The following is a 15,682-nucleotide window of genomic DNA, read 5'->3' on the forward strand; positions in this document are numbered from 1 at the left end:
ACTTGACCGCCATGGTGCTGCGCCTGTCGCGCCATGTCGGGGCGCTCTGCTTCCTCTCGGCGGCGGTTTTTGTCGCCATGACGGGGATGGAGTTCTTCTATTTCCGTCGACTGAGCGGGGGCCTGGCTTCGCTCGACATGCGTTATTTCGGATTTACGCCCGACGAAGGCATGGCCTGGCTGACGGCGCTTGGCCGGCGCGGCAGCGAGATCATCCTGGTCTGGCACTACCTGACCTTCGATCTTCTGTTTCCGGCACTGTTGTCGCTGACGCTGGTCAGCCTGATCCTGGCAACTGGCCGGCGCCTGAAGAATTTCCGCGTGCTGCCGGCGCAGATGCAGGCGATCTTCGCGCTGGTCCTGGTGCTGCCCTATATGCTCGCCGACTACGCACAGAACATCGCCGTGGCGCGCCTTCTGTCCGATTTCCTCTACGCCAATCCGGACTCGCTGTCCTTTGCTTCGGCGCTGATCGTCACCAAATTCGCGCTTCTCGCCGTCCCGGTCATCGTCATTGCCGCTTTCTGGCTGGCAGGCCAAAGACGTCGGAATTGAAGCGGAGCAGGGCAGGGGCGACTTCATGAACCAGACCACGATCTTCTGGCCTGTGCTGGCTCACGTGCTGCTGATCTACATCGTCTATATCGTCATGGGCCGGCGCCGCTATTTTGCTGTCAAGTCGGGTGAAGCCAAGGTCGGCCAGTACAAGGTTCGCTCGACCGAGCCGGCCTCTACCGTCACCGTGGCGAACAATCTGATCAATCAATTCGAACTGCCGGTGCTTTTCTACGTACTGTGCCTGACACTGCACATGACCAACGGCGTCAATTACATCACCCTCGCACTGATGTGGATTTTTGTCGCGTCGCGCTATTTTCACGCCTGGTTTCACCTGACCAGCAACAAGCTGCTGGTGCGCAACCGCTCCTTCGTGCTGGGCGCGGTGGTGCTGGCGCTCGGTTGGATCTGGCTGGCCCTGCACTTGCTCGCGGTCGTATGAGCAGCGCCTAATCACCTTCTCCAAAAGGGAAGAGGAAAGGCCGGCGCCTATAGATCGAACACCGCGATCTTGCGATTGTCGAACTTGATGCCGATCTCGCCGCGTACCAGCTTCAGCGCGTGTTCGCCGAACACGGCGCGCCGCCATCCTTGCAGCGCAGGCACATCGGCATCCTCGCCCTCGGCCGCGATGCGATCGATGTCATCGCTGGAGGCCAGCACCTTCGAGGCGACGCCCTGTTTTTCGGCGACGATCCTGAGCAGCACCTTCAACAGTTCCGCGGCCGCATTCGAGCCCTCGGGCGGCTGGAAGTTTTTCGGCAGTTTCGGCATCTGCTCCTTGGGCAGGGCGAGCGCGGTGTTGACCGCGCCGAGCAATGCCGTCGCCGTCGAGGAGCGTTCCCAGCCTTTTGGCGTGGTGCGCAACTTGGCAAGGGCTGGCGCATCGCGCGGACCTTGTTGTGCGATCTCGTAGATTGCGTCGTCCTTGAGCACACGGCCGCGCGGCACGTCGCGCTCGCGCGCCTCGCGTTCGCGCCATGCCGCCACGGCCTGCACGATCGCCAGCTCCTGGGGCTTGCGAAGCCGCATCTTCAGCCGCTTCCAGGCATCCTCGGGGTGCGGATCGTAGGTCTCGCGCGAGGTCAGGACATCCATCTCCTCATTCAGCCAGTGGGCGCGGTTTTCCCGCGCCAGCTCGGCGTTGAGGTGCTGATAGACCTCGATCAGATGGGTGACGTCGGCCAGCGCGTAATCAAGCTGCTTGTCGGACAGCGGCCGATGGCGCCAGTCAGTGAAGCGCGACGACTTGTCGAGCCGCGCTCCGGTGATGCGCTGTACCAGCTGATCGTAGGAAACGCTGTCGCCGAAGCCGCAGACCATCGCCGCCACCTGGGTATCGAACACCGGGTGCGGAACGAGGTCGCCGAGATGGACGATGATTTCGATGTCCTGTCGCGCCGCATGGAAGACTTTGACCACCGCCTCGTTGGCCATCAGCCTGAAGAAGGGAGCCAAGTCGATATCAGGCGACAGCGGATCGATCAACGCGGTCACGCCGGGCGCGGCCATCTGGATCAGGCACAGGATTGGCCAGAAGGTCGTTTCGCGGATGAATTCGGTGTCGACGGTGACGAAATCCGACTTTTCGAAAGCGGCGAGAACGGTCTCGAGTTCTTTCTGGGTGGTGATGACGTGCATCAAATCGCTTTTGGCAGGAGTAGGGTCTTCCTAGATTTCAGCCGGGAAGGCTTTCGTCAAGCTGTGGTGCCCCCGTCACGGCCCTTCCGGACTGTCTTGATCACTATTTCTCCTCGCCAGCCGCGCGAAAATGGTCGACGTGCGCAACAGCGCCGTGAAGCGGCTGCGCTTGCCTGCCGGTACTCCTGAGCGTGCCTGCATGCGGTAGAGGATGACGGCAATGAAGATCGCGTAGACCACGGCGCTGAAGACGAACAGCGCGCTTGGCCCGAAATACTGCATCGCGGTCGACGCCGCGAAAGGCCCCCAATAGCGCCGAAGGAATAGAACAGCATCAGGGCGGCGTTGATTAGCACGAACTCGCCGGCATCCGCGCGGTCGTTGGAATGTGCCGCCGACAGCGAATACAGCGGCATGGCGAAACAACCGAAGATAAAGATGATGATGAAGTTGAGCAGCGGGTTGCTGCCGGCGATGAACACCAGCGCCAGTGCCGAAAGCATCGCGCAGCAGGTCGTCATCAACAGCACCCGGCGCCGATCCCAGCGGTCGGAAAGGTAACCAAGCGGATACTGGATGATGGCTCCGCCGAAAATGCCGACGCTGACGAAGGTGACGACGTCGCCGACCGACATGCCGATCTGCTCCGCATAGACCGGCGACAAGGTGCGAAAGGCACTGTTGGTGACGCCCACGGCGATGCAGCCAAAGCAGCCCAGCGGCGAAATCCGCCAGACGCGGGCCAGATCGAGCTTGACCTCTTCCGGCGGCGTCGGGTTGGAGCGGTCGCCGAGCGAAACCGGCACCAACGACAGAGTGATCATGATCGACATGATGGCGAAGATGGTGAAGCCACCGGCGCCGAAGACGGGAATCAGGAACTGGGCTGATGTCACCGATCCGGTATCGACCATCCGGTAGATCGCCAGCACGCGGGCGCGGTCGTGGTTGGTGACGCCGGAATTCAGCCAGCTTTCGACGATGGTGAACAATCCGGCGAAACAGAAGCCGCCGGCAAAGCGCACCGCGCACGACATCACCGGATCGAGAACCAGCACGAGCAGCAAGGTGCCGACGGAGGCGATCGCCGCCAGCGCCGAAAACGCCCTGATATGGCCGACCGCCTTCATGATGCGGGTGATGGCCAGGCAGCCGAGCAGGAACCCGGCGAAATAGAAGGTGCCCATCAGGCCGATGTCGGAAGCCGAAAACCCTTCCTGCGCGCCACGCAGTGCGATCAGCGTGCTCTGCAGCCCATTGCCGCCGAGGAGGATGCCTGCGGCGAGAAGAAGCGGGATCAGGGGACGGATGGAGGACATGAAGAAATACAGCCGCTCATCGTTGATCCTTTTTGGACCATCGTCTCCGTCGATGCCAGCGGCATTTGCCAATGAAAAGGCAGCGATGCCTCGGGTCGAATCAGCTCGGCGGATGAAACAGACGTCGATGGCGACCGGCAGCGCCGGTTAATCGATCAGCGTATCAATCGACGCGCTCAAAAGTGTCTAGGCTGGTCCCGAAGGCGCGCCATGTTCCAACCGTGGTCAGCTTTGCGGGCTCACCCTCGGCCTCGGCTGAAAGAGCCAGTCCAGCCACCGTGTGCCACAACATCTCGATCTTGCCGTCTCGAAAAATGCCGGTATAGCTCACAGCCGCCGGCCCTGTCTTTCCTGACGCTGCGGAAGTAAAGCCGATCACATCTCCATGAGCGGCCCCGTGAAGAGGCACTTCCATTCCGGAAAAGCTGCTGTCGGGCAACGCTGTCTTGAAGACACCGCGGATCAAACCCTCACTATCGTCGTCGATAATTACAACCGAACCGTATTGATTGCGCCAAGTGCCCTTCCAGGAAAACATGTTTGCCTCCTCTCAGTCCATCATGCGCTAACGCGACAGGCGGTTCACCGTTCCGCCATATGACCGGCCATAAATTGAAGCGGAGGTTCCAAGCTGAGAGATAGCCCCTCCGTCCCTTTGCCTTGACAAACCATGCCTCCCATGCGCTTTTCGCGCAAATTTTGAGGCCGGGCCGCAATGCTTCGGCCTACCATCCAGCACCCCGGACTTATATCCATGACCATGCACCGTTACCGCAGCCATACCTGTGCCCAGTTGCGAAAGAGCGACGTTGGCAACTCCGTTCGCCTGTCGGGTTGGGTGCATCGCGTACGCGACCATGGCGGCCTACTGTTCATCGACCTTCGCGACCATTACGGCCTGACCCAGATCGTTGCCGATCCCGATTCGCCTGCCTTCAAGGTCGCCGAGACCTTGCGCGGCGAGTGGGTGATCCGCGTCGATGGCGAGGTCAAGGCGCGCTTGCCCGAGACGGTCAACGCCAACCTGCCGACCGGTGAGATCGAAATCTTCGCTCGTGAGATCGAAGTGTTGTCGGCGGCCAAGGAATTGCCGCTGCCGGTGTTCGGCGAGCCCGATTATCCCGAGGACATCAGGCTGAAATACCGCTTCCTGGATCTGCGCCGCGAGACACTGCACAAGAACATCGTGGCGCGCACGAAAATCATCGCCGAGATGCGCAAGCGCATGGGCGAGGTCGGCTTCACCGAATTCTCGACGCCGATCCTGACCGCCTCGTCGCCGGAAGGCGCGCGCGACTTCCTGGTGCCGTCGCGCATCCATCCCGGCACCTTCTACGCGCTGCCGCAGGCGCCGCAGCAATACAAGCAGCTGATCATGGTGTCTGGCTTCGACCGCTATTTCCAGATCGCGCCCTGCTTCCGTGACGAGGACCCGCGCGCCGACCGCCTGCCCGGCGAGTTCTACCAGCTCGACCTCGAAATGAGTTTCGTCGAGCAGGACGACGTGCTGTCGACCATGGAACCGGTGATGCGCGGCGTCTTCGAGACCTTCGCCAACGGCAAGCCGGTGACGCAGAAATTCCAGCGTATCCCCTATGATGTCGCCATGCGCAAATACGGCTCCGACAAGCCGGACTTGCGCAATCCGATCGAGATGCAGGCCGTCTCCGACCATTTTCGCGATTCCGGCTTCAAGGTGTTCGCCAACATCCTGGCCAACGATCCGAAGGCCGAGGTCTGGGGCATTCCGGCAAAGACCGGCGGCAGCCGCGCCTTTTGCGACCGCATGAATAGCTGGGCGCAAGGCGAGGGCCAGCCGGGGCTGGGCTACATCTTCTGGCGCAAGGAAGGCGACAAGCTCGAAGGCGCCGGCCCGCTCGCCAAGAACATCGGCGAGGAGCGCACCGAGGCGATCCGCCTGCAGCTCGGCCTTGCCGACGGCGACGCCGCTTTTTTCGTCGCCGGTGATCCCAAGAAGTTCGTTTCGTTCGCCGGCGCGGCGCGCACCCGTGCCGGCGAGGAACTGAACCTCGTCGACCGCGAACGCTTCGAACTGTGCTGGATCGTCGACTTCCCGTTCTTCGAATGGAACGAGGAGGAGAAGAAGATCGACTTCGCCCACAACCCGTTCTCGATGCCGCAGGGTGGCATCGATGCGCTGAACGGCGAGGATCTGCTCGGCATCAAGGCCTTCCAGTACGACATGGTGTGCAACGGTTTCGAGATCGCCAGTGGCGGTATCCGCAACCATTTGCCCGAAACCATGGTCAAGGCGTTCGAGACGGTTGGGCTCGACCGTTCCACGGTCGAGGAACGCTTTGGCGGCCTCTACCGTGCCTTCCAGTATGGCGCGCCGCCGCATGGCGGCATGGCCGCCGGCGTCGACCGCGTCGTCATGCTGCTGGTCGGCGCCAAGAACCTGCGCGAAATCACCATGTTCCCCATGAACCAGCAGGCTTACGACCTGCTGATGAACGCGCCGTCGGAAGCCTCGCCGCAGCAGCTTCGCGAACTGGCGCTGCGTGTCGCGCCGGCCAAGAAGGACTGATTGCAGCGTCGCAACTGCCCTTTTCTCCCCGTCACTCTACGGGGAGAAATGTCGGGCAGGACAATGAGCGGCAGCGCGGATGCAGGCGTTTGGCGACCAGCCGCGACAACTGACGCCTTCTGACAGGCAGGCGGTTCGGCATTCAATTTCAAACTTGCAGGCGTCAGCGCTGCCCCTCATCCGCCTGCCGGCACCTTCTCCCCGTATAGGGACGGGGAGAAGGGAGTTGTCTTCGATCAGTCCTCGTTCGCCTTGACGCTGACGCCGAGCGTCTTCGGCAGGTCGAGCGGATTGGACATGGCACCCGCCATGATCAGTGCGAACGGCACCGATGCCGGCGGCTCGGCCGAGATTTCGAGGCTCTTCGGATCGTCGAGATATTTGCTGACAGCCGCCGTAACCTGAGCCGTCAGCTCGGGATTGTTGAGCTGCGACATGCCGAACGGCACGATTGCCTTGGCCTGATTGGCGATGTCCTTGGCTGACATGCCCTGCTGCTTGCCGACATAGTCCAGCACCTTGCCGGTCAGCGAATCGTCGTCGAAGCGGATCGATGCGCTGTTGAACGAAAGCTGCTGCAACAGGCCGAGCATGGCCATGCCTTGCGCCGAATTGTCGGCGCCTTCCGGCTGTGCGGCCATCTTCTTCTGCATTTCCTGCAGCGACTTGATGAAGTCGATCGTGTAGCCGCCGAGGTCGAACGTCATGCCGAGCGTGCCGGCATTCTCGACGGAGATGTCGTATTTCGACAGTTCCATCTTGCCGTCCGACGGCTGCCAGGTGCCGGCCATTTCAAGATTGCCCGAGATGTTCTGGTAGCCGAGCGCGTTGATGACCTCCTTGGATTTGGGATCCTCGACCAGCGACAGATCGGCCGTGAACTTCTCCGTGTTGGCGGTGAATTCCATCGCCTTGCCGTCGGCGGGCGGCGTGATCTGGATGGCGAGCCCATCCATCGAAAAGGCGGTCTTGTCGGCGACCTTGACCGTCATGTTCGAGAGTTCAGCGGATTTGTACATCATCAGCGAGCCAAGCGGGCTGGTGGAGCCGTCGGCCGGCACCGTCATGTCGTGGATAACGAAGGGGCTGAGATCGAGGGTGACGCCGTCCTTGCTGTGTTCGAAGGCCGAGGTCGACACGGTGCCGATATCATAGCCGCCATTGGCCTCGGTGATGTTCTCGAGCTTGACATCGCCGATCGTCAGCGCTTCCTTTTCCGCGGCCGGTTTCACCGACACGCCCTGCAGCACCATGCTGGTGTTGTCGCCGGTCACGCCGGTCCAGGAGATGTCGACGCCCTGTGCGGAGAGTGCTGCCTTCAGCCGGTCCGCGACCGCCGCGTCCTGGGCAAGGGCCGCATTCAGCGGCAGCGTGAGCAAGAAGGTCGAAAGTGCGAATTTCCGGAGAGTTGAGCGGTTGATTGTCATCGCAAGGTCCCTGAGAGTGTCCTGAAATTATTTTTCAATTCTTTGCGCCATCACCATTCCGTGACGAACTGGACGGGAAAAAGGCGTGTCTCGGCACAATGGTCGAAAATCGCGCTGAAAGGCAAACCCGATCCGAACGCTATTGGAGAACGCAGTGAATTTGGCATGAAGGTCGGGCCGCCAGCGTGCTTCGCAATAGATGCGGCATGTAACAGATTGATGTTGGCCGGCAGGCTCGACCTTGCGGTTTTCTGTTGCAGAACTGCGCGCAAATCGACTGGTCCGGTGCGCGCCTCTTGCCGCGAATCACCCGCTCGGCTAGGTCCAGCCCATGGGAAAAAGGCTTTTGCCGCCTGACAATGGCGGTGGCGATCATATCGAACCAGTCGACCTGAAGAAGGCGCTGGAAGAGCGCTATCTCGCCTATGCGTTGTCGACCATCATGCACCGGGCGCTCCCGGATGTGCGCGACGGACTGAAGCCGGTCCATCGCCGCATCATGCACGCCATGCGCCTGCTGCGCCTCAACCCGGACCAGGGGTTCGCCAAATGCGCTCGTATCGTCGGCGAGGTGATGGGCAAGTTCCACCCGCATGGCGACCAGTCGATCTATGATGCGCTGGTGCGGCTGGCGCAGGATTTTTCGATGCGATATCCCCTGGTCGACGGCCAGGGCAATTTCGGCAACATCGACGGCGATAACGCCGCCGCCATGCGCTACACCGAAGCGCGCATGACCGACGTGGCGACTGACCTGCTTGCCGGCATCACCGAAGACGCGGTCGACTATCGGCCGACCTACAATGAAGAAGACGAGGAGCCGGTCGTGCTCCCCGGTGCCTTCCCCAATCTCTTGGCCAACGGCTCGTCCGGCATCGCGGTTGGCATGGCCACCTCGATCCCGCCGCACAATGCCGCCGAGCTCTGCGACGCGGCGCTGCATCTGATCGAGCATCGCGATGCGCCGGTGGCGAAGCTGATGGATTTCGTCCAGGGCCCGGATTTTCCGACCGGCGGCATCATCGTCGACAGCCGTGCCTCGATCCTCGAAGCCTATGAGACCGGCCGCGGCGGGTTCCGCGTGCGGTCGAAATGGAACCAGGAAGACCAGGGCAGGGGCACCTGGAGCATTGTCGTCACCGAAATTCCCTATGGGGTGCAGAAGGCGCGGCTGATCGAGAAGATCGCCGAGCTGTTGATGGCCCGCAAGCTGCCGCTGCTCGAGGATATCAGGGACGAAAGCGCCGAGGACATCCGCGTCGTCCTGGTGCCGAAGAGCCGTTCGGTCGACCCAGGCATCCTGATGGAATCGCTGTTCAAGCTGACCGAGCTCGAAAGCCGTTTCCCCCTCAACATGAACGTGCTGTCGCGAGGCAAGGTGCCCAACGTGCTGTCGCTGAAGGGCGTGCTGCAGGAATGGCTGGACCACCGCCGCGACGTCCTCATCCGTCGCTCGAAATTTCGCCTCGGCGAGATCGAGAGGCGGCTGGAAATCCTTGCCGGCTACCTGATCGCCTATCTCAACATCGACGAGGTGATCAGGATCATCCGCGAGGAGGATGAGCCCAAGCAGGTCATGATGGCCCGCTGGTCGCTCACCGACACCCAGGCCGAAGCGATCCTCAACATGCGGCTGCGCGCCTTGCGCAAGCTGGAGGAATTCGAGATCCGCAAGGAATTCGACGGCCTGACCGCCGAGAAGAAGCAGATCGAGGCACTGCTGGCGTCCGATGCCAAGCAATGGTCGACCATCAAGTGGGAAGTCACTCAGGTTCGCGACAAGTTCGGTCCGGAGACCGAGATTGGCAAGCGCCGCACGCAGTTCGCCGACGCGCCCGAGCACGACCTGACCGATATCGCGCACGCCATGATCGAGCGCGAGCCGGTCACCGTGGTGGTTTCGGAAAAAGGCTGGCTGCGGGCGATGAAGGGCCATCTGGCCGATTTTTCGACGCTGACCTTCAAGGAGGGCGACAGCCTCAAGCTCGCCTTCCATGCTCAGACGACAGACAAGGTTCTGGTCTTTACCACCGGCGGCAAGTTTTACACGATCGGCGCCGATCGGCTGCCGGGCGGCCGCGGCCATGGCGAGCCGATCCGCATCATCGTCGACATGGACAATGACCAGGACATCGTCACCGCCTTCGTTCACGATCCCAAGCGCAAGCTGCTGCTCGCCTCTTTCGACGCCAACGGCTTCATCGTTCCGGAGGAAGAGGTGGTCGCCAACACCCGCAAGGGCAAGCAGGTGATGAACGTCAAGGCGCCGGACGAGGCCAAGCGCTGCGTGCCGGTCACCGGCAATCACCTGGCCATCGTCGGCGAGAACCGCAAGATGCTGGTGTTCGCGCTCTCGGAAATTCCGGAGATGGGTCGCGGCAAGGGCGTGCGGCTGCAGAAATACAAGGACGGCGGCCTGCTCGATCTCAAGCCTTTTACACTTGAGACAGGTCTCTCCTGGCAGGATTCGGCCGACCGTACCTTCACCCGGTCGCGCGAGGAATTGGCCGAATGGATCGGCGCCCGGGCGTCGGCGGGACGGATGGTGCCCAAGGGATTCCCCAGGACCGGGAAGTTCGGGTAGAAGCTGCCGATCCCCCTCGTGGGGGAAGGTGGCCGGCAGGCCAGAGGGGCGCGCTATCCCGCCGGCGCATCAAGCAAGCTACGCCTCTCGCAATTCTCGGTCCCTAAGATCAGATCAGAGGTCGCGCCCCCCTCTGTCCTGCCGGACATTCCCCACGAGGGGGGAGATTGGCAGCTCCACCATCACATTTGGACTATCGTCACGATTGCTGCACTATATCGGTGCATAACTGACCGGATGAGCCGGGGAGAGCAGGGCGTTTGAAGGAAGCAAAGATCCAGAAACCGGAACGGCAGCAGCGCCTCTTCGGGCTGTCCACACCGCTCCGTTCGGCCGTCATACCGCCGCTGTCGGCGGCGCGCTGGCTGCTGGTGCTGATCGTTGCCGCCGGCGTCTATTTCTTCCACGGCTTCCTGTTCCCGGTGCTGGCTGCCCTCGTCATCGCCTTTGCCAGCTGGCCGCTTTACCGACGACTGCTGGTCGGCGTTGGCGGCAATCGAACCATCGCCGCCACATTTGCCATCCTGTTCATCCTCGCCTTCCTGGTCATACCGATCGCGCTTGCTGGCACCTATGCCATCAACGAGGTGCGCGAATGGGTCGGCTGGGCGATAGAGACCAACCGCCACGGTGCGGTGACGCCGCACTGGATCGCCACCCTGCCTGTGGTGGGTGAATGGCTGAACGAGCAGTGGACGACCAATCTCGGCCATCCCGGCGGGATCGGCGAACTGATCCAGCTAGTCAGCGGCGCCAATATAGGGAGCATTTACCGAGGCGCGCTCGCCGCCGGCGGCAGCGCTTTCAGCCTCTTTCTAACGCTGCTGTTCATGATGATCGCCCTGTTTTTCGCCTATCGCGACGGCGAGAATTTCGCCGGCCAGATCGATCGCCTCGGCGAGCGCATTCTGCCCACCCGCTGGGAGCGGATCTCGCGCGTCGTGCCGGCGACCATTTCCTCGACCGTGACCGGCATGACTGTAATCGCCATCGGCGAGGGACTGGTGCTGGGCATCGCGTACTGGCTGGCTGGTGTGCCGTCGCCGGTGACGCTCGGCGCGCTGACCGGCGTGATGGCGCTCATCCCCGGCGGTGCGCCATTGTCCTTCACACTGGTCTCGATCTATCTCGCCGCCAGCGGCTCGCCGATGGCCGGCCTGGCGCTGTTCATCTGGGGAACGGTCGAGTTGTTCATCGTCGACAAGACGTTGCGCCCCAAGCTCGTCGGCGGCCCGATAAAACTGCCCTTCCTGCCGACCTTTTTCGGCCTGATCGGCGGCGTCAAGACCATGGGGTTTCTCGGCCTGTTCATCGGCCCGGTGCTGATGGCGCTGCTGGTCGCGATCTGGCGCGAGTGGCTGCGCGAGGTGGAACTGGCCGACGAGATCGTGCCGCCGAATGAAATCGAAGCCGGTCCACAAATCGAGGTCTTGCCCGAGCCCAGCGTGGTCAAGAAAGCCAGCGCCTGATCTCGACCTCTAAGCCGGATGGTGCACCGCGAGGTCGCCGCGGCGTTTGCGCCCATCATGCAACTGCCAGAGCGAATGGGCGACCAGCGTGACGATCAGGATGCCGCCGCCGATCAGGCTGTTGCGGGTCGGCGTCTCGGCAAAGATCATCCACACCCAGATCGGCGCCAGCACGGTTTCGAGCAGGTAGAACATCGCCACTTCCGGTCCAGAAATGTATTTCGGCCCAGCGGCGAGGCAGAAGAACGAGATCGGCATGATGACGGCGCCGTTGAAGATGATCCACCATGGCGCGTTCACGTGAAAGCCTTCGCCGCTCACCATGAAGGCTGCCAGCCCAAGCGGCAGAAGGACGCCGATCAGCGAGGTGAATCCCATATCCTTGCCGCTGGCTCGCGAGATGGTGATGGCCACCGCGATGAAGAATGCCGAGCACAGTGCCATGAAATCACCGAACAGCTTGCCGCTGCCAACCGAACCGCCGACGATGACCAGCACGCCGAGGATCATGACCAGCATGGCCGCGATCGTCACCGCCCCCGGCCTTTCCCGTAGGAATATCCAGGACAAGAGTGCGGCGAATACGGTGTTGAAGGCTAGGATGAACACCAGGTCGGCGGTCGAGGTGTGGAAGACCGCGGTAACGAAGGTGATCGAGGTCAGCCCATAGCATATCGCCACGATCAGCCCAGACCAGCCGGGGATAAGCGGCGGGACATTCCGGCTCAGCGCGCGCCAGACCGACCAGATGATCATCGCGGCGATGAAGGTGGTTCCGGTTCGCAGCAAAAGGATGGTCCACGCGCCGCCATCCGCAAGGCGGATCAACGGTATGTCGACGGTCAGTATCAGTCCGCCGATGGCGGTTATCAGAAGGCCCTTCTGGTGATCATGGTGAGAGGACATGCAGGAACTTTCGCAATTGCATTGCAGGCGGCCGATCGGCGCAAGCGCGCACTCTCTCCAGCCGAGCGGCTGAAAGACCAGCATCCCCTGCCTTGAAACAGTTTAAGCGTGGATCGGGGGAAAACTCGGCATCAGACCGCTTCGTTGGTATAGCGCTCCCAGCCTTTTGGGCCGAGATGCTCCTGCGGCATGAAGCGCATCTTATAATTCATCTTGCGCGAACCATTGACCCAGTAGCCAAGGTAGACATGGGGCAGCCCCATCGCCTTGGCACGGGCGATATGGTCGAGGATCATGAACGTGCCGAGCGAGCGGCTTTCGAAATCCGGATTGAAATAGGAATAGACCATCGACAGGCCATCGGCCATCTTGTCGGTGAGCGCCACCGCGATGAGTTCACCCTGGCCTTTGCCGGTGATGAAGGTGTCGGGTCCGCGCCGCCGGTATTCGATCACCTTGGTGTCGACATGGGTATCCTCGACCATCATGGCGTAGTCGAGCACCGTCATGTCGGACATGCCGCCGCGGCGGTGGCGGGCATCGAGATAGCCGCGAAACAACGAATACTGTTCGGTCGAGGGCTCGGCATTGTGCATGGCGCCGACGAGGTCGGAATTGTGCTGCAGCACGCGCTTCATGTTGCGGCTGGGGGTAAACTCATGGGCCAGGATACGCACCGACACACAGGCGCGGCAGGTCTCGCAGGCTGGCCTGTAGGCGATGTTCTGCGAGCGCCGGAAGCCGCCTTGCGTGAGCAGGTCATTCATCTCCGAGGCCTTGTCGCCGACCAGATGCGTGAACACCTTGCGCTCGAATTGGCCATCGAGATAAGGGCACGGCGACGGCGCGGTCAGGAAGAACTGCGGCGACTGGGTCGGGTGCTGCGTCATCGAGCCTTGGAAACACTCCTTCGAATCTCTCTACCTTTGGCTCCGGCGGCGAAAAATTCAACAGGATTGTGAAGGTGCGGGCAACTCAACACCTTCACATTTGCGCTCAAGGGGGGCTGCGGCTCTGCTTGAGAGCGATATCAGCGGCCGGTGCGGCTGACGACAGTGCCGAGCAAAAGATCGTGCAGCGTGCGCTTGCGATCCGAGAACAGGGTCACCAGCAGGACCAGCGGCGACAGGATGACGTTGCCGGCCCAAAACAGTACTGAGTGGACCACCGCGGTCAGCCCGTCGATGCGGGTGCCGTCGAGACGGTCAAGGCGGATGCCCATCATCTTCATACCCGTGGTGGCCTGGTCGGCGCTGCCCAACGTGTTCCAGATGTAGAGGATGGCGACCGCCGGCACCAGGACGCCGAACAGCATCCAGCCCAGGCCGAGGGTCAAAAGCCCGAGGAAGAACACCAGGATGGCGAACGGAATAGTCAGCAGGCCGACGATGAGATAGTCGAGCACGAAGGCCAGGATCCGCCTTGTGCGCACGCCTTCATAAGCCCTGGCATCGTCGAGCCGGGTGTTGATGATTTCGCCGTCGAAAACGCGAGCGTTCATGTCATCTCCTGGTAACAGGGGCCTGCTTAGCCTGAGCCCCACCGCACCAGAAATGGTGAAGGCTCATGGTGGAATCAAGATCGGACCGTTTCGTCGCGGCGCCAAGCGGCACACGACGGCGTGAGGGTCCGAAGCGGTTGAATTTGTAGCACGGATGGCGTTAGTTTGCTGCGGCGCAACAAGACGCCGAGGGGACGGGGCAATATGGACTACGACATGCTGGTCATCGGCAGCGGCCCTTCCGGCCGCCGCGCCGCCGTGCAATCGGCCAAACTCGGCAAATCGGTGCTGGTGGTCGATCGGGGCCGGCGTCTTGGCGGCGTCTCGGTGCACACCGGCACCATCCCCTCGAAAACGTTGCGCGAAACGGTGCTCAATCTCTCCGGCTGGCGCGAGCGCGGCTTCTATGGACGCGGCTATCGGGTCAAGCAGGATATCTCCGTCGGCGACCTGATCGAGCGTCTGCACAAGACGCTCGATCACGAGGTCGAGGTGCTGCAGCACCAGTTCATGCGCAACAAGGTCAAAAGCGCGCGCGCGGCGGTGAAATTTCTCGGCCCCAACAAGGTCAGCCTGACGTCGGACAGTGGCGACTACAGCGAAGTCGGTTTCGCCAATGCACTGATCGCCGTCGGCACCAGGCCGCATCGGCCGGCCGACGTGCCCTTCGACAAGACCCGGGTCTTCGACAGCGACGAAATGCTTGAACTCGACCGCCTGCCACGCACGCTGACGGTGATCGGCGCCGGGGTGATCGGCGTCGAATACGCCACGATCTTTTCCGCGCTCGACGTACCGGTGACGCTGGTCGAGCCGCGCAACTCCATCCTCGATTTCGTCGACCGGGAGATCGTCGACGATTTCATCCACCAGATGCGCGACCGCGGCATGACGATAAGACTGGGCAGCGCGGTCAAGGAAATCCGCTCCAAGCCGGATGCCGCCGAAGTGGAACTGGCCGATGGCCGCACTATCCGCTCCGAGGTCGTGCTTTACGCCGCCGGCCGCACCGGCAATATCGGCAGCCTCGGCCTCGACCTGATTGGTATCGAAGCCGACTCGCGGGGCCGCATCAAGGTCGATCCGCGGACGTTTCAGACCAGCGTGCCGAATATTTATGCCGCCGGCGATGTCATCGGCTTTCCGAGCCTCGCCTCCACCTCGATGGAGCAGGGCAGGGTGGCAGCATGCCATGCCTTTGGCGTGTCGCTTCCGCCACCGCCGGAGACCTTCCCGTACGGCATCTATGCGGTGCCGGAGATCTCGACGGTCGGCCAGTCCGAGGAGCAGGTGCGCCAAAGCGGCGGCGCCTATGAGGTTGGCGTCGCGCGCTTCCGTGAGACGTCGCGCGGCCACATCATGGGCGTCGACACCGGCTTCCTGAAGCTGTTGTTCTCCATCGAGACGCGGCGCCTGCTCGGCGCGCACATTGTCGGCGAGGGCGCCACAGAACTCATTCATATCGGCCAGGCGGTGATCAATCTCGGCGGCACGGTCGACTTCTTCGTCAACAACACCTTCAACTATCCAACCCTGGCCGAGGCCTACAAGATCGCCGGCCTCGACGCCTGGAACAGGATGGGGCGGGGATAGGCACTGTCTGATGCAAGTTCGGGGAAGCCGTACACTCCCCTTCATTCTGTTGCCACTTCGAGCGGCTGCTGGAATTTCTGGCGGGCAGCCATGGAATTGCTGATGACGGTCGGCCGCTACACAGTCGGCTGCGTCAC

The 15,682-nt window shown here is 62.0% G+C and carries 13 protein-coding genes and 1 pseudogene; 7 read left to right on the top strand and 7 right to left on the bottom strand.

The features are described from left to right. Nucleotides 1-11: 11 nt before the first annotated feature. Both AC3CB8_RS17540 and AC3CB8_RS17545 read left to right on the top strand, forming a co-directional pair. Nucleotides 12-554, top strand: coding sequence for a hypothetical protein (locus AC3CB8_RS17540; protein WP_023773303.1), 543 nt, complete (start codon nt 12-14; stop codon nt 552-554). A gap of 25 nt (nt 555-579) precedes the next feature. Then, complete coding sequence (locus tag AC3CB8_RS17545; protein WP_352563075.1) at nt 580-999, top strand: MAPEG family protein; 420 nt, start codon at nt 580-582, stop codon at nt 997-999. Nucleotides 1,000-1,046: 47 nt separating this feature from the next. Here AC3CB8_RS17545 and rnd read toward each other — a convergent pair whose 3' ends face one another. After that, nucleotides 1,047-2,198 (bottom strand): ribonuclease D, encoded by a 1,152-nt coding sequence (gene rnd / locus AC3CB8_RS17550; protein ID WP_015318283.1) that lies wholly within the window; start codon nt 2,196-2,198, stop codon nt 1,047-1,049. A 75-nt stretch (nt 2,199-2,273) separates the two neighbouring features. Further along, nucleotides 2,274-3,517 (bottom strand): annotated as a pseudogene (locus AC3CB8_RS17555) (MFS transporter). Here AC3CB8_RS17555 and AC3CB8_RS17560 point away from each other — a divergent pair. Next, the gene (locus AC3CB8_RS17560) at nt 3,516-3,668 is read left to right on the top strand and encodes a hypothetical protein (protein ID WP_156939401.1); all 153 of its coding nucleotides are present in this window, start codon (nt 3,516-3,518) and stop codon (nt 3,666-3,668) included. The pseudogene AC3CB8_RS17555 and the gene AC3CB8_RS17560 sit on opposite strands and share 2 nt — an antisense overlap. A gap of 12 nt (nt 3,669-3,680) precedes the next feature. Here AC3CB8_RS17560 and AC3CB8_RS17565 read toward each other — a convergent pair whose 3' ends face one another. Then, nucleotides 3,681-4,055: an avidin/streptavidin family protein gene (locus AC3CB8_RS17565; RefSeq protein ID WP_023773301.1), complete on the bottom strand. Its 375-nt coding sequence runs from the start codon at nt 4,053-4,055 to the stop codon at nt 3,681-3,683. Between the two features lie 222 nt (nt 4,056-4,277). Here AC3CB8_RS17565 and aspS point away from each other — a divergent pair, with 222 nt between their 5' ends. Further along, nucleotides 4,278-6,065: an aspartate--tRNA ligase gene (aspS, locus tag AC3CB8_RS17570; RefSeq protein ID WP_023795589.1), complete on the top strand. Its 1,788-nt coding sequence runs from the start codon at nt 4,278-4,280 to the stop codon at nt 6,063-6,065. Between the two features lie 236 nt (nt 6,066-6,301). Here the strand turns inward: aspS and AC3CB8_RS17575 are convergent, their stop codons facing one another. Next, nucleotides 6,302-7,492, bottom strand: a complete 1,191-nt coding sequence (locus AC3CB8_RS17575) for a hypothetical protein (protein WP_023795590.1) — start codon at nt 7,490-7,492, stop codon at nt 6,302-6,304. Between the two features lie 331 nt (nt 7,493-7,823). On the opposite strand from AC3CB8_RS17575, the gene parC reads away from it, so the two are divergent. Together parC and AC3CB8_RS17585 are read left to right on the top strand one after the other, a co-directional pair. Continuing rightward, complete coding sequence (gene parC / locus AC3CB8_RS17580) at nt 7,824-10,076, top strand: DNA topoisomerase IV subunit A (RefSeq protein ID WP_023773298.1); 2,253 nt, start codon at nt 7,824-7,826, stop codon at nt 10,074-10,076. A 260-nt stretch (nt 10,077-10,336) separates the two neighbouring features. Beyond that, nucleotides 10,337-11,545 (top strand): AI-2E family transporter, encoded by a 1,209-nt coding sequence (locus AC3CB8_RS17585; protein ID WP_023773297.1) that lies wholly within the window; start codon nt 10,337-10,339, stop codon nt 11,543-11,545. Nucleotides 11,546-11,554: 9 nt separating this feature from the next. Here the strand turns inward: AC3CB8_RS17585 and AC3CB8_RS17590 are convergent, their stop codons facing one another. The 3 genes from AC3CB8_RS17590 to AC3CB8_RS17600 form a co-directional block, all read right to left on the bottom strand. Then, nucleotides 11,555-12,451 (bottom strand): DMT family transporter, encoded by an 897-nt coding sequence (locus tag AC3CB8_RS17590; RefSeq protein ID WP_352563076.1) that lies wholly within the window; start codon nt 12,449-12,451, stop codon nt 11,555-11,557. Nucleotides 12,452-12,582: 131 nt separating this feature from the next. Then, complete coding sequence (locus AC3CB8_RS17595; protein WP_023795592.1) at nt 12,583-13,341, bottom strand: arginyltransferase; 759 nt, start codon at nt 13,339-13,341, stop codon at nt 12,583-12,585. A 140-nt stretch (nt 13,342-13,481) separates the two neighbouring features. Next, nucleotides 13,482-13,952 carry an RDD family protein gene (locus AC3CB8_RS17600; RefSeq protein WP_023773294.1) on the bottom strand — a complete coding sequence of 157 codons (471 nt, stop codon included), beginning with the start codon at nt 13,950-13,952 and terminating at the stop codon, nt 13,482-13,484. A 204-nt stretch (nt 13,953-14,156) separates the two neighbouring features. On the opposite strand from AC3CB8_RS17600, the gene sthA reads away from it, so the two are divergent. Continuing rightward, on the top strand, nt 14,157-15,545 hold the full coding sequence (sthA, locus tag AC3CB8_RS17605; protein ID WP_352563077.1) for a Si-specific NAD(P)(+) transhydrogenase: 1,389 nt from the start codon (nt 14,157-14,159) through the stop codon (nt 15,543-15,545). Nucleotides 15,546-15,682 lie beyond the last annotated feature (137 nt).

Source organism: Mesorhizobium sp. P160927, assembly GCF_057766385.1.

What these genes read in the sequence shown, in the direction of transcription:
- AC3CB8_RS17540 (WP_023773303.1), top strand. Translation starts at nt 12, where the DNA reads ATGGTGCTGCGCCTGTCGCGCCATGTCGGGGCGCTCTGCTTCCTCTCG.
- AC3CB8_RS17545 (WP_352563075.1), top strand. Translation starts at nt 580, where the DNA reads ATGAACCAGACCACGATCTTCTGGCCTGTGCTGGCTCACGTGCTGCTG.
- rnd (WP_015318283.1), bottom strand. Translation starts at nt 2,198, where the DNA reads ATGCACGTCATCACCACCCAGAAAGAACTCGAGACCGTTCTCGCCGCT.
- AC3CB8_RS17560 (WP_156939401.1), top strand. Translation starts at nt 3,516, where the DNA reads ATGAAGAAATACAGCCGCTCATCGTTGATCCTTTTTGGACCATCGTCT.
- AC3CB8_RS17565 (WP_023773301.1), bottom strand. Translation starts at nt 4,055, where the DNA reads ATGTTTTCCTGGAAGGGCACTTGGCGCAATCAATACGGTTCGGTTGTA.
- aspS (WP_023795589.1), top strand. Translation starts at nt 4,278, where the DNA reads ATGCACCGTTACCGCAGCCATACCTGTGCCCAGTTGCGAAAGAGCGAC.
- AC3CB8_RS17575 (WP_023795590.1), bottom strand. Translation starts at nt 7,492, where the DNA reads ATGACAATCAACCGCTCAACTCTCCGGAAATTCGCACTTTCGACCTTC.
- parC (WP_023773298.1), top strand. Translation starts at nt 7,824, where the DNA reads ATGGGAAAAAGGCTTTTGCCGCCTGACAATGGCGGTGGCGATCATATC.
- AC3CB8_RS17590 (WP_352563076.1), bottom strand. Translation starts at nt 12,451, where the DNA reads ATGTCCTCTCACCATGATCACCAGAAGGGCCTTCTGATAACCGCCATC.
- AC3CB8_RS17595 (WP_023795592.1), bottom strand. Translation starts at nt 13,341, where the DNA reads ATGACGCAGCACCCGACCCAGTCGCCGCAGTTCTTCCTGACCGCGCCG.
- AC3CB8_RS17600 (WP_023773294.1), bottom strand. Translation starts at nt 13,952, where the DNA reads ATGAACGCTCGCGTTTTCGACGGCGAAATCATCAACACCCGGCTCGAC.
- sthA (WP_352563077.1), top strand. Translation starts at nt 14,157, where the DNA reads ATGGACTACGACATGCTGGTCATCGGCAGCGGCCCTTCCGGCCGCCGC.